Raw genomic sequence first — 13,598 nt, 5'->3', positions numbered from 1 at the left:
AGCCCTGCGGGCCAGCAAAGCCGCGTTTATTCAACAAACAGCTGCTGCACCACCGAGAAGTCCTGTTTACCTTTGCCTTGTTTGAGCAGCAGGCGATACAGCTGCAACGCCAGCGCGCCCATGGGTGTGCTGCTGCCGCTGGCCTGGGCCGCTTCCTGGGCCAGGCCCAGGTCCTTGGCCATCAGCTCGGCCATAAAGCCGCCGCTGTAGCCTTTGGACGCCGGGGCGTTTTCCATCACGCCGGGCCAGGGGTTGTACTTCTCCAGCGTCCAGTTGCCACCCGAGCTTTGACGCATGATCTCGGCCAACACGGCCGGCTCCAGGCCGTTGGCCACGCCCATGGCCATGGCTTCGGCGGTGGCGATCATCTGCACCGCCAGCACCTGGTTATTGCACACCTTGGCCACCTGGCCGGCACCGTCGGGGCCGGCGTGGAAGATATTTTTGCCCATGGCCTGGAAGATCGGTTGAGCCTTTGCCAGCGTTTCTGCGGCGCCGCCGATCATAAAGGTCAGGGTGCCGGCCGCTGCGCCGGCGGTGCCTCCGGATACCGGTGCGTCAAGCAGTTCGATACCTCGCTCGGCGGCCGCCTGGTGCACTTTGCGTGCGGCTTCCGGGGCGATGGTCGAACATTCCAACACCAGGCTGCCCGGCTTGAGCGCCTTGATCAGGCCGCCGTCGCCCAGGTACAGGTCTTCGACGTGGCGGCTGGCCGGTAACATGCTGATCACTACCTCGGCATTGTGGCTGGCCTGCAGGGCGCTGGTCGCGGTCTGCGCGCCTTCCTGGGCTAGCTCGTCCATCGCTGCCTGCACCAGGTCGAACACCTGTAAGTTGAAGCCGGCCTTGAGCAGGTTGCGCGCCATGGGCAAGCCCATATGGCCGAGGCCGATAAAAGCGATTGTGGTCATTGTTAGGCTCCTTATCTGGGGCGCTCTCACTGGGTTGTGTGGGGGCGTAGGATGGGTTGAGCGTAGCGATATCCATGCTGCTTGATGGGGCGTGTTGGTGGGTTACGGCGCGATTAATACGCGCGTGTGGCCGATGTCCGTGCCGCGCGCTTAACCCACCCACAACCTGTTACAGATCCGCTAACGGATGTACGCCATCCCATGCCGGGGCGAAGTGTGCGTCGATTACTTGCTGCGGGATGCTCGCTACATCCGGCCAGTGCCAGCGTGGCGCGTGGTCCTTGTCGATCAGTCGCGAACGCACGCCTTCGGGGAATTCCGGGTGGCGGCAGCAGTTCAGGCTGATGGCGTATTCCATGCGAAATACTTCGGCCAGAGACAGCTGCTTGGCGCGCTTGATTTGCTCCCACACCAGATGTCCGGTCAACGGGCAGCCGCCGGCCAGGGTCTTGGCGGCGCGGGCCATGAGTGGGTCGCTATCGTCGTGTAGGGACATGATGGCTTGCCAGGCCTGGGGTAGCTCGGCCACATCCAGCAATTCGTCTATACGGGCGCGGCGCGGCAGCCACTGGGCTTGTGGCAACTCGGTGAGGGCCTGGTTTTCCAGGGCCTTGAGCAGGCTGTGCAGTTGCTGCGGGCTTTGCTCTTGCCAGTTGAGCTGGGCCAGGCCGTTGAGCAGGTCATCCTGCTGGCTGTCGAGCAGTACGCGGTCGGCCAGGTCCAAGTCGAGGGCATCGCGGGCGTTGATGCTGCTGGCGGTCAGGCCGAGGAACAGGCCGAGCTTGCCTGGCAGGCGGGCGAGAAACCAGCTGCCGCCGACATCCGGGTACAGACCGATATTGATCTCCGGCATGCCCAGTCGGCTGCTGGGGGTGACGATGCGCAGGCCAGCGCCCTGCATCAGGCCCATGCCGCCGCCCAGCACATGGCCGTGAGCCCAGCAGATAAAGGGTTTTGGGTAGGTGTGGATGCGGTAGTCGAGGCGGTATTCGTCAGCAAAGAAGCGCCGGGCCAGGGGCGGGATTTCACCCGGATGTTCGCGGCACTGATGCACCAGCTGCACCACGTCGCCGCCGGCGCAGAAGGCCTTGGGGCCGTTGCCGCGCAGCAGTACGCAAGCGATGCTCGGGTCGTCCGCCCAGGCCTTGAGCTTGGCGTCCAGCGCTTCGATCATCGGCAGCGACAGGGCGTTGAGGCTTTTCTCGGCATCCAGGCTGGCGATGCCGATACGGTAGCCGTGTTGGGCGGGGCGTTCTTCGAATTGCACGTTCATCAGGCGTTTCCATCGTAGGGTGGACATGCCGTGGAGCGGCTTGTCCACCGGTAGTGATGGTGGGCAAGGCTGCGCCATGTCCACCCTACGGATTATTTAGTGCGCGGCTATTTATTGCGCCACTGCGGGTCGCGTTTTTCCAGGAAGGCGTTGACCCCTTCGCGGGTGTCGTCGGCGTCGAATAGGTCGACAAAGCGCTCGCGCTCTTCACTCAGCCAGGTATTCGGGCTGCGTTCGCGTGCGCCCTGGATCAGCGGTTTGATGGTGCGCACCGCCACCGGGCTCTGCCGCGCGACTTTGGCCGCCAGCAGCAGGGCATGGCCACGGGACTCGCCGCTGTCGACTACTTGCTCGACCAGGCCGATACGCAGGGCGGTTTCTGCGTCGATGCGTTCGCCGCAGAGGATCATGCGTTTGGCCCAGCCTTCGCCGATCAGCCAGCTCAGGTGCTGGGTGCCGCCGGCGCAGGGCAGCAGGCCCACCGTTGCTTCTGGCAGGGCCATTTGCGCCTGACGCTCGGCAATGCGGATATCGCAAGCCAGGGCACATTCCAGGCCGCCGCCCATGGCGTAGCCGTTGATCGCGGCAATCGATACACCACGGAAATCGCGCAGCGCCTCGAAGGCTTCGCCGAAGCGCCGGGCCATCTCGCGGGCGCGGGCCTTGTCGCCGTCGGCGAACAGCTTGAGGTCGGCCCCTGCGCTGAAGAACTTGCCGCCCTGGCCGGTGATCACCAGGGCGTAGATGTCATCGTCGTGGTTGAGGTGTTCGACTAACTGCTTGAGGCCGATCAGCGAGTCGTGGTCCCAGGTGTTGGCCGGCGGCTGGTTGATGGTGATCAGCGCGGTATGGCCGTGCTTTTCCACGGTGAGTTTGTGGGTCAGGTCGAATACGCCGGGGTGGTAGGCTTCGATGGCGTTGCTCATGGTGTTCCTCGTCTTGTGCAAAGGCGCGAGCGTTATGCGATTACCGTAGGAGCGGGCCATGCCCGCGAATTGCATCGCGGGCATGGCCCGCTCCTACGATTATTCACAGTCCCTAGGTATTTACAGCAAGCGATCCAGCATGCCGCCTTGGTCGAGCAGGCGGCGGGCGATGATCACCCGCATGATTTCGTTGGTGCCTTCCAAAATCTGGTGTACGCGGCTGTCGCGCACCCAGCGCTCCAACGGGTAGTCGTTGAGGTAGCCGTAGCCGCCATGCAGCTGCAGGGCTTCGTTGCACAGGGTGAAGCAGTGATCGGTGGCGAAGCGCTTGGCCATCGCGCAATACAGGCTGGCTTCGCTGTGTCCGTGGTCCAGCTTGTGTGCGGCCAGGCGCACCATCTGCCGGCTGGCGGTCAGGTCAGTGAGCATATCGGCGAGCTTGAATTGCAGGGACTGGAAGTCGCTCAGCGGCTTACCGAATTGCTTGCGCTCCTCGACGTAGCGCAGCGATTGCTCCAGCGCCGCTTGCGCCGCACCCAGGGAGCAGCTGGCGATATTGATGCGCCCACCATCCAGGCCCTTCATCGCATAAACAAAGCCTTGGCCCTCCGGCCCGATACGGTTGCCCGCCGGAATACGCACGCCTTCAAATGTAATGGTGCGAGTGGGTTGGGCGCGCCAGCCCATCTTCAATTCGTTGCGCCCGTACTTCACGCCCTCGGCGTCGGCCGGCACCAGGAAGCAGGACACGCCCTTGGCGCCGCTGTCCTCGCCGGTGCGCGCCATGACGATCAGCACATCGGTGCTGCCCGCGCCAGAGATAAAGCATTTACTGCCATCCAGCACATAGTCGTCGCCATCGCGCTTGGCGCGGGTGCGCAGGTGCGCGGCGTCAGAGCCAGCGTCCGGCTCGGTCAGGCAGTAGGAGGCGAGCAACTCGCCGCTGACCAGGCGCGGCAGCCAGGCATCTTTCAACGCTTGATCGGCGAAGGAGGCGAGCATCCACGAAGCCATATTGTGGATGGTCAGAAACGCCGTGGTGGCGATACAGCCAGCCGACAGCTGCTCGAAGATCAGCGAGGCGGACAGCCGTGATAGGCCCAGGCCGCCGTCGTCTTCCTTGATATACAGCGCCAGATAGCCCTGCTCGGCGGCGCGCTTGATCACATCCACCGGGAAGTGGTGGTCGCGATCCCAGTCGGCGGCATGCGGCGCTAGCTCCCTGGCGGAAAAGGCGCGGGCGCTGTCGACCAGCAGGCGTTGTTCTTCGCTGAGTTCAAAATCCATGGTCAATCCTTAGCGGGCTGGTGTTCCCGATGGTCAAGGCCAGGCCGACTTGTGATCAACCTGGCGTTCGATTATTTAAGCTGAATGGTCATGTTCGCCCCGGCCACCGAGTCTTCATCGAACCAGCGGCTGGTCACCGTCTTGGTTTCGGTGAAGAAGCGCACGCCCTGTTTGCCGTAGGCGTGCAGGTCGCCGTAGAACGAACCCTTCCAGCCGGTAAAGGAGAAGAACGGCAGCGGCACGGGCACCGGTACGTTGATGCCGACCTGGCCGACTTCCACCGCATGCTGATAATGCCGTGCCGCGCCGCCGGAGCGGGTGAAGATCGAGGTGCCGTTGCCGTAGGGGCTGGCGTTGACCAGCTCGATGGCTTCTTCCAGCGTATCGACCTCCATGCACACCAGCACCGGGCCGAAAATTTCCTCGCGGTACAGGCCCATCTTGGTCGTTACGCCGCGAAACAGCGTGGCGCCGATCCAGTTGCCGTTGGGGTAGCCCTCGACCGCGCAGTGCGAGCCGTCCAGCAGGCATTCAGCGCCCTCGGCCTTGCCCTCGGCGATCAGCCGTAGCACGCGTTGTTTGGCCTGCTGGCTGATCAGCGGGCCGAAGGCGGCGTGGCCATCGGTCCAGTAGCCGGGTTGCAGGTCGGCCATCTGCGCCTGCAGCTCGTCAATCCACTGCTTCGACTCACCGACAAATACCGCCACGCTGATCGCCATGCAGCGCTGCCCGGCCGCGCCGCAACTGGCACCGACCAGGTTGCTCAGCACCTGCTGCTTATTAGCGTCGGGCATGATCACCATATGGTTCTTCGCCCCGGCAAACGCCTGCACGCGCTTCAGGTGAGCGGTGCCGGTGCGGTAGATGTGCTGGCCGACCGGCACCGAGCCCACAAAGGAAATGGCGCGGATATCCGGGTGGGTGAGCAGGCTGTCGACCACTTCACGCGCACCGTGCAGCACCTGCAGCACACCCTTGGGCGCGCCGGCTTCGATAAACAACTCAGCCAGGCGGTTAGGCGTCAGCGGGTCCTGTTCGGACGGTTTGAGAATAAAGGTGTTGCCGGCGGCGATGGCCAGGGGAAACATCCACAGCGGAATCATCGCCGGGAAGTTGAACGGGGTGATGCCGATGCACACGCCGAGCGGCTGAATCCAGCTGGCGGTGTCGATGTCGCGGGCCACGTTCTCCATGGTTTCGCCCATCATCAGGCTGGCGATATTGCAGGCCTGCTCGACCACCTCGATGCCGCGCCAGACATCGCCCTTGGCATCGGCCAAAGTCTTGCCGGTTTCGCCTGCGAGAATTTCCGCCAGCTCGTCATGGTGTTCCTTGAGCAGGTGCTGGTAACGCAGCATCACCCGCGCACGATCCGATACAGGCACTTCGCGCCAGGTCAGGAAGGCTGTCTTGGCACTGGCAATCGCCGCTTCGATTTCCTCGGCGGTGGCCTTGGGGGCCAGGGCCAGAACCTCCTGGGTCGCCGGGTCGGTGACTTCGATAAATTCGCGGGCGCGGCTTTCGCGCCATTCACCGTCGATCAGCTGTGGGATTGCCTTGGCCATGCCTTCCTCCGGCGAACCTCTGTGTGGGTTCGATTGTTGTTTTGTCAGTGTTATAGCCGCCTTGCTTGGCTTTGTGGATTGACGATCTTGGCCTGCGGATGGACTATCTTGGGATTTAATGTCTAGTCCGGATGCAATCCGGGACCCTTTCTCCCGGATGGCATTCGGGCTACTTGAGTACCGCAATGCGCGCTTTTGTCGATACCTCCAACTGGCCTTTGCCGGCCAATGGCGTGCGCTTTATCACGCCGCCCAGGCTGCGCCGCCTGTTGACAAAGCATCCCTTGGGGCAAGGCTGCTATCCCTTGGCCCTGGGGTACTACCCCGAGGCGCTGGGCCATCGCATGCAGCGCCTGGTGCCGGAGGATTATCTGCTGATCTATTGCCGCGCCGGGCAGGGCTGGTTAGAAACAAAGGATGGACGATTAGCTGTCAGTGGTGGCGATCTGCTGCTGTTGCCAAAAGGCGTGATGCATGCCTACGGCGCGGACGTGGACAAGCCTTGGACGCTGTACTGGGTGCATTTTGACGGCGAGTTGGTAACGGACTTTCTCAAACCCTTGGGCAAGGGGCCGTTGTGGCGCATCGGCGTGCAGCCGCGCTTGCTGGCCGAGTTCGACGCCTTGCTTCACCTGCGCAAACAGGGCTTGAACCTGGCGCACTTTATCCATGCCGCGCATCAGCTGCAGGTGCTGCTCACCTCGCTGGCGGTGCTGCCGGCGCGCGCCACGCTGAAATCCGGGCGGGTGCTGGATGTGGACGCGGTGCAGGCGGTGATGCGTGCCCACCTGCATGACTCGCTAAACCTCGACGAGCTGGCCGCGCAGTTCAAACTGTCGCGCTTTCACTTCGCCAAAACCTACCGCGCCCTGACCGGGCATGCGCCGATTCAGGACTTTATCCAACTGAAAATGGCTCACGCCTGCCGCCTGCTCGACGAAGGGGAGCAGGGCATCCGCCAGGTGGCTGAGCAGCTGGGCTATGACGATGTGTATTACTTCTCGCGGCTGTTTCGCAAAGTGGTGGGCATGGCGCCCAGTCATTACCGGGCGTTGCATCAGGGGTGAAGTTGAAATGAGTCAGGAATTGGTGGCCGTTTTCGGCCCAGAGCGTGGCCGCTGAAAATAACAGCGGCGTAGGATGGGTTGAGCATAGCGATACCCATCACGTAGTCGTGTGAATTATTGAGCGATGCCTCTTAACCGAAGATGCCATTTAACACTGGCGACACTTCTGCTCGGTTTACCTACGAGCTCATCGTTGAAGAGCATTATTTCTAGACTGCTTTTCCTTGAACTAAATCAAGTGCGTCGCGATATAAAAATGGAACCCAGTAAGTTGCAATATTCTTCTCGTTACGTGCTTCAAAGAAACCAGCTCCAACTAACTGGTCCGCCAGAGATTGGGCTGCGTCCAATGATTCCCCCCAGATTCGCGCAAGGGTATCAACTTTTTGCTCAGCCTTTTCATTTTTAAGTAGCTCGGTATATTTTTTTAAATCAGGGTATTCTGCGCAAAGAGTTTGTGTATACCTCACTGTAGATACCGTGGCCAGTGACTCTTTGAAAACCGCACGATCAAACAATATTTCGGATTCCGGCTCAGGTTTTCCTTGTTCAAACTTTTTTACTTGATTGGAAATCAAACATTCAAGCATGTGAATTATTTCTCGAGGGGCAGTCTTTTTAGTGCCATCTTGTACTCGTGAAATTATCCAGTCAAAGGCGTCAGGGTTTTTTCCCGTATCGACCTTGTCAGGAAGTATTCTTTTGATGATTTGTTCTTGCTTGCTGGCATCACTTATAATTTCAGCTTTTTCGACATTTAAATAATCAATTAGTGTTTGGTTGTTCAGCAGGCGATTAACAACAAGATTTAGCAGGCCGTCACGATCCCATTCAATGGTGTCAGTTTTTATGATGTGGCTAGCTTCGCGGAAACCACCTTCCGTAATTCGTTCCCAAATATCCTTTCGAACGAAAATCTTCGCCTTTATGTTCTCGAGTGGTTTTAAATCAGCGTAGACCCTAAAGAGGGCGCGCAGTGCGGCTCTTTCTAGTTCTGGCGAAGAAGAAAATGAAACGTCAAGTCGATCAAACAGCAGCCATACCTGCAATGAAATTTCGGCTAGCCCTTCGTTGGCAAAACTCAGAAGATCATTTACTGGGACGCTAGATAACCGCGCTTTTGTATCAGTAGGTCCGTAGCTTGCTTTTCTAGTGGCTGTCGGCATGCCGGAAATAGGATCTAATCCGATATTATATTCAACATCCGTCGGATTCTTCTCCGCGAAGCTCTGAACATAATTTTTCGCTCGGGCGAATAAAGAGGCCAGTGTGAAAGACTTAGGGAGTAAGCCTGCCACTTCTAATGCTGAAATAAGTTTACTAGCTACATCGCTTGCAATTGATGCTTTACGCAATTCTGCGGATATCAGCTGAAGAATATAAAGCTTCCAAATGTAATTAAGGTCTGCTTCGTTGTCGGTGTTGTCGTCGATCAGGCCTTGGAAGGCTGATGCCCCTAATGGGTTCTCTGCAGGAACCAACAAAATATTTCGGTCTAAAAAATCTGCAGCATTGTTTGTCAATAAGGAATAAAGCGCACTTTTCCCTGTGCCTTTTGCTCCATAAATTATGTCGATTTCACCGTTTGCTAGCTTGTTCCACTGAGATGTTTTGACGAAATAATTAGCTAATTCATTTTTCTCGTCCTCGGCAACGCGATGACCAATCCGGATAGCACTTAACAAGCTTTTCTTGTTCAAAATATGACTTCCTTGAATATTTCAATACCAAAATTTTTGCCGCGCTCCGGCACATTATCTCGACCCTCGTGAATAATGCCCCGTCGAAGAGAAAAACTGAAGGGAATATCTAAAAAGGTACCCTTCTAACCAAGTGCGAGATGCAGCTTCGGGATGGAAGCTGCTTCACGACTGAGCATCTACTTTCTGGCCGCTAGCCAAAGCTCTTGCTCTCTGCCGCTGATACATGCTCGCATACTAAAACAATATTGGGAAAACAACGGTTTTCGGAAGGTTTAGTCGTGGTCTGTCTCCCGTTTTCTTCCCAAATCCGCACACCCCCCCCACCGTTGGGCTTCGCTGCGCTCAACCACAACCTACGCGGCCATGTGCCGTTCGCCTTGACTTGCCCCGGTGCCTTCCTTAGCGTGCCGCTTCCGTTGAGATAAGCAGGACACAGGCATGAGCGCTGCCGATAACGTCAAACTGGAAGCCGGCTGGAAGGCCGCTCTGCATGAAGAGTTCGAGAAGCCCTATATGCGTGAGCTGGGGGATTTTCTGCGGGCCGAGAAGGCGGCTGGCAAGCAGATTTATCCGCCCGGCGCGCTGATCTTCAATGCGCTCAATTCCACTTCGCTGGCGCAGACCAAGGTGGTGGTGATCGGCCAGGACCCTTACCACGGCCCAGGTCAGGCCCATGGTCTGTGCTTCTCGGTGCAGCCTGGGGTGAAGACGCCGCCGTCGCTGGTGAATATCTATAAAGAGCTCAAGCGCGACCTGAATATCGACATTCCCGACCACGGCAATCTGCAGCATTGGGCAGAGCAGGGTGTGTTGCTGCTCAACACTTCATTGACGGTCGAGCACGGTATCGCCGGCTCCCACGCCAAGATCGGCTGGCAGAGCTTTACCGATAAGGTGATCGAGGTGGTCAGCCAGCAGCAGGAGCGTCTGGTGTTTTTGCTCTGGGGTGCCCATGCGCAGAGCAAGGAAAAGCTGATCGATACCAGCAAGCATCTGGTGCTGAAATCCGTACACCCATCGCCGCTGTCGGCGCACCGTGGCTTTATTGGCAACGGCCATTTCAGCCGTACCAACAAGTTCCTGCAGCAGCATGGGTTAAGCCCGATTGACTGGCGTTTGCCCGAGGCGGCTTAAACGCTGCACTGCTGCTCGGCCAGGTCGCGGCGCAGGTCGCGCAAGCGGTGACTCAGTCGCTCGCGCTGCGCCTCATCGCTGTTGCTCAGCAACTGACTGAACAGTGTGGCCAGCGCCTGGCGTGAGCGGCCATAACTGGCGCGGTATTCGTCGCTATAGAAGCGTTCGCGTTGCTGCAGCAGAGGGGTTAGCCGCTCGGCAAAGTCGGCGCTGCCCCGTTCGGCAACCACCTTGCGCAGCTCGGCTTGCCACAGTTGTCGATTCTCCAGCCACAGACGGTTCTGCTCGCCCAGGTTATTAGCCCAGGCGGCGATATGTTCTGTCTGTGCCTGGTTCAGGCGGCCCAGCCAGGAGCGCAGGCGTTCCTGCATACGTGTCTGCCGTTCGCTGATTTGGGTGGCCAGGGGCGGGTCGAGAAAGTCCTGGCGATCTTCCAGATTGTCTTCATCCAGCGCGGCGTAGAGTTCGCTGACTTGTTGTTCGCTCAGGCTCTGCAACAGTTCGATAGCGGTGGGGGTGATCTCGACGCTGATGCGTTTTAGTGCGGCATCAAATTGGGCAAATTGCTCCAGCAGCTGGGCGCTGTCCGGCTGCGGTTGGGCGAGGATGCTTTTGGTGGTTTGCAGCCAATCGATATAGCGCGGCAGCTCGGCGCTGCAGTGCCATTGCAAGTGGGTTTGCAAACGGGGTTTGAGCCAGGCCTGCTGCTGTCTATCGAGGTTCAGGTAGTCGTTGAGCCGCCAGGGCACCAGCCAATCCAGATTGCGGTACGCCAGGCCGGCGCGGCTGCAGGCGGTGACCAGCAGGCTCAGGCAGAGCAGTAGCAGCAGGGTTTTCACGGCGGGCCAGCGCAGTTCGCTCATTTCAGGGTGCCTCGTTAGATCAGGCCTGAGAGTAGCTCTGAGGAGTGTGCCTGGGTGGCTGCGGACATATTCGTTAAACAAAAACTGCCACGCCGCGGCTAAAAAGAGCCCGCACACGACGTAATACCGTTCACTTAAACCACCTGGACGGGATTTTTCCGTAGATCCTATGTGCATGTGTAAGGTCTACAGCCTCGTAGGGTGGACATGCCGAAGGCTTGTCCACCTTCCGGATACCAGTGGCGGACAAGGCTGCGCCATGTCCTCCCTACCAGCGCCCCGTAAGCAAAAAAGAGCCCGCACAAGGCGGGCTAAACGTGGTCGTCAAAAGTGTTATGCGTTGCGCTGCCAAAGCCTGAACAAGGGCTCGGCGAGAAACATCACCAGAAACAGGCGCAGCACCTGCAGGGCGGTGACCAGCGCCACCGAGAGTTGCAGGGCTTCGGCGGTCAGGCAGAGTTCGGTGATGCCGCCGGGCATCATGCCGAGCATCAGCGCATTCTGGTTCTCCCCGGCCAGCCAGCCCAGGCCCTGACCCAGTGCGGCGGCGGCGAGCATGGCGAGCAGGCAGAACAGCAGGATGCGCGCGAGAAATCCCGGTGCGCTGCGAAAGAAGGCGCGGTCGAAGTGGCAACCCAGGGCGCAACCGATCAGCCATTGGCCAACTTGGCCCAGGCCATCGGGTAAGCCCAGGTGCAGATCGAAGGTCACACTGGCCACTGCGCAAACGGTCAGCGGGCCAAGCATCCAGGGGTTGGGTTGACCCAAACGCCCCCACAACCAGGCCAGCAGCGCGCCTGCCGGTAGCAGCGCTGCCAGCCAGGGCCAACTGACGGCAGCGGGTGCCGGCGGTGCGATGGGCGGTAGGCTCCAGGTGAAGATTGCCGGAATCAGCAGCACCACCAGCAGCAGACGCAAGCTATGGGCGGCGGCCACCTTGGCGGTTTCGGCGTTGTGCCGCTGGGCCAGGTTAACCATCTCGCTGGCGCCACCGGGCATGCTGGCAAAGAATGCGGTGGCGCGATCCAGGCCGGCGCGGCGCAGCACGATAATGCCGATCAGGCTCAGCAGCAGGGTGAGCAGGGCGCCGAGCAGGATCACGCCGAAGTGGCTGAGCAGTTGGCCGAATACTTCGCTGGTGAAGTGCAGGCCGATGGCACTGGATACCAGCCATTGGCCGGTCTTGCGCCCGCCGGGTAGCTCTGTGATCAGCCAGCCGCTGCAGCGGGCGGTGATGACCGCCAGCAGCGAGCCGATGATCCACGGCAAAGGCCAGCCGATCAGGCTGGCCAGATAGCCGCCTAACAAGCCGACCAGGGGCGTGGGCCACCCGCTTTGCCAGCCGGTGAGCACGGGCAGCTTAGGCATTGGCCAGTTGCGCCGCACGGCGCGCACGCCACCAGCGCAGGCCTGGCAGGGCCAGCATCAGCGCGGTGAGTGCCCACAGGCACAGGCTGATTGGGCTGTTCCAGAGGATGTTCAGGTCGCCGGCAGAGATCGACAGGGCGCGGCGCAGGTTGTCTTCCATTAGCTCACCGAGGACGAAGCCGAGGATCAGTGCCGACAGTGGGAAGTCTAGCTTGCGCAGGATATAGCCGAAGACGCCGAGGCCGATCATCAGCACCAGGTCGAAGGTGGTGCTGTGCACCGCGTAGACGCCGACCATGCTGATCACGGTGATCGCTGGCACCAGCACCCAGTTGGGTACGCTGAGCATGCGGGCGAACAGGCCGACCAGGGGAATGTTCATCACCAGCAGAATCACGTTGCCGATAAACAGCGAGGCGATCAGGCCCCAGACCACGTCCGGTTGCTGTTCGAACAGCAGCGGGCCAGGGGTGATGTTGTACAGCGTCAGCGCGCCGATCATCACTGCCGTGGTGCCAGAGCCGGGTACGCCAAGGGTCAGCATGGGGATCAGCGAGCCGCAGGCCGAGGCGTTGTTCGCCGCTTCCGGGGCGGCCAGGCCGCGCAGGTCGCCGTCACCGAACTTGCCGCTGGGGCCGGCCATGCGCTTTTCAGTCATATAGGTCATGGCGCTGGCGATGGTCGCGCCGGCACCTGGCAGTACGCCGATGACGAAACCGGCCACAGCGCTGCGCACCATGGTCCAGAAGGTGAAGCAGAACTCTTTGAAGTTGAACAGCAGGCGGCCGCTGGCCTTCACGGCTTTCTGGCCGTTGTGGGTTTTTTCCAGCATCAGCAGCACTTCACTGACGCTGAAGAAGCCGATGACCACGATGACGAACTGGATGCCGTCCGACAGGCTGACACTGCCGAAGGTGAAGCGATACACGCCGGTGGTCGAGTCCACGCCAACGGTGGCCAGGGCCAGGCCGATCAGGGCAGCCATCAGGGTTTTAACCGGTTTGTCGCCGACCATGCCGCCCAGGCAGGCGATGGCGAAGATCATCAGCACGAAGTATTCAGCCGGACCAAAGGCCACCGCCCATTTCGCCAGGATTGGGGCGAACAGCACCACGCCGCAGGTGGCGATGATGCTGCCGATAAAGGAGCTGACGGCCGACAGCGACAGGGCGATCCCTGCCTTGCCCTGGCGGGCGAGCGGGTAGCCGTCGAGGGTGGTCATCACCGCTGCGGCATCGCCCGGTACGTTGAGCAGAATCGCTGAGATACGTCCGCCGTATTCACAGCCCAGGTACACGGCAGCGAGCAGGATTAGTGCGGTTTCTGGCGACAGGCCGAGGGCGAAGGCCAGTGGCAGCAGCAGGGCCACGCCATTGATTGGGCCCAGGCCCGGCAACAGGCCGACGATGGTGCCGACAAAGGCACCGAACAAGGCCACTAAGAGGTTTTCCGGTCGGGTCGCGACTTCGAAGCCTTGCATCAAGAAATTCAGGGTTTCCAC

At 60.1% G+C, this 13,598-nt stretch carries 11 protein-coding genes; 2 read left to right on the top strand and 9 right to left on the bottom strand.

Translation table 11 applies throughout. The features are described from left to right. Positions 1-26: 26 nt before the first annotated feature. The 5 genes from mmsB to AC0T4W_RS14165 form a co-directional block, all read right to left on the bottom strand. Positions 27-911 carry a 3-hydroxyisobutyrate dehydrogenase gene (gene mmsB, locus AC0T4W_RS14185; protein ID WP_476319905.1) on the bottom strand — a complete coding sequence of 295 codons (885 nt, stop codon included), beginning with the start codon at positions 909-911 and terminating at the stop codon, positions 27-29. A gap of 169 nt (positions 912-1,080) precedes the next feature. Further along, a complete protein-coding gene (locus AC0T4W_RS14180; protein WP_476319902.1) occupies positions 1,081-2,184 on the bottom strand; it encodes an enoyl-CoA hydratase/isomerase family protein in 1,104 nt (367 codons plus the stop codon). 107 nt (positions 2,185-2,291) lie between these two features. Next, complete coding sequence (locus tag AC0T4W_RS14175) at positions 2,292-3,110, bottom strand: enoyl-CoA hydratase (RefSeq protein WP_476319899.1); 819 nt, start codon at positions 3,108-3,110, stop codon at positions 2,292-2,294. A gap of 120 nt (positions 3,111-3,230) precedes the next feature. Next, positions 3,231-4,397, bottom strand: coding sequence for an isobutyryl-CoA dehydrogenase (locus AC0T4W_RS14170; RefSeq protein WP_476319897.1), 1,167 nt, complete (start codon positions 4,395-4,397; stop codon positions 3,231-3,233). A 71-nt stretch (positions 4,398-4,468) separates the two neighbouring features. After that, a complete protein-coding gene (locus tag AC0T4W_RS14165) occupies positions 4,469-5,962 on the bottom strand; it encodes a CoA-acylating methylmalonate-semialdehyde dehydrogenase (RefSeq protein WP_476319895.1) in 1,494 nt (497 codons plus the stop codon). A gap of 185 nt (positions 5,963-6,147) precedes the next feature. Between AC0T4W_RS14165 and AC0T4W_RS14160 the strand changes: the two genes are divergently transcribed. After that, positions 6,148-7,029: an AraC family ligand binding domain-containing protein gene (locus tag AC0T4W_RS14160; protein WP_476319893.1), complete on the top strand. Its 882-nt coding sequence runs from the start codon at positions 6,148-6,150 to the stop codon at positions 7,027-7,029. A gap of 209 nt (positions 7,030-7,238) precedes the next feature. On the opposite strand, the gene AC0T4W_RS14155 is transcribed toward AC0T4W_RS14160, so the two are convergent. Then, positions 7,239-8,729: a P-loop ATPase, Sll1717 family gene (locus AC0T4W_RS14155; RefSeq protein WP_476319890.1), complete on the bottom strand. Its 1,491-nt coding sequence runs from the start codon at positions 8,727-8,729 to the stop codon at positions 7,239-7,241. Positions 8,730-9,170: 441 nt separating this feature from the next. Between AC0T4W_RS14155 and ung the strand changes: the two genes are divergently transcribed. Next, positions 9,171-9,866: a uracil-DNA glycosylase gene (ung, locus tag AC0T4W_RS14150; RefSeq protein WP_476319888.1), complete on the top strand. Its 696-nt coding sequence runs from the start codon at positions 9,171-9,173 to the stop codon at positions 9,864-9,866. Here the strand turns inward: ung and AC0T4W_RS14145 are convergent. The 3 genes from AC0T4W_RS14145 to AC0T4W_RS14135 all read right to left on the bottom strand — a co-directional run bounded on the left by AC0T4W_RS14145 (position 9,863) and on the right by AC0T4W_RS14135 (position 13,598). Beyond that, positions 9,863-10,729: a DUF6279 family lipoprotein gene (locus AC0T4W_RS14145; RefSeq protein WP_476319885.1), complete on the bottom strand. Its 867-nt coding sequence runs from the start codon at positions 10,727-10,729 to the stop codon at positions 9,863-9,865. The two genes, ung and AC0T4W_RS14145, sit on opposite strands and share 4 nt — an antisense overlap. A 333-nt stretch (positions 10,730-11,062) precedes the next feature. Continuing rightward, positions 11,063-12,097: an AbrB family transcriptional regulator gene (locus tag AC0T4W_RS14140; RefSeq protein WP_476319883.1), complete on the bottom strand. Its 1,035-nt coding sequence runs from the start codon at positions 12,095-12,097 to the stop codon at positions 11,063-11,065. Continuing rightward, positions 12,090-13,598, bottom strand: coding sequence for a tripartite tricarboxylate transporter permease (locus tag AC0T4W_RS14135; protein ID WP_476319881.1), 1,509 nt, complete (start codon positions 13,596-13,598; stop codon positions 12,090-12,092). The genes AC0T4W_RS14140 and AC0T4W_RS14135 overlap by 8 nt, the downstream gene beginning before the upstream one ends.

The organism is Pseudomonas sp. C7.1 (assembly GCF_056312395.1).
Note: the sequence above shows the minus strand (reverse complement) of the source record. Positions and strands in the feature narration are given on the sequence as shown.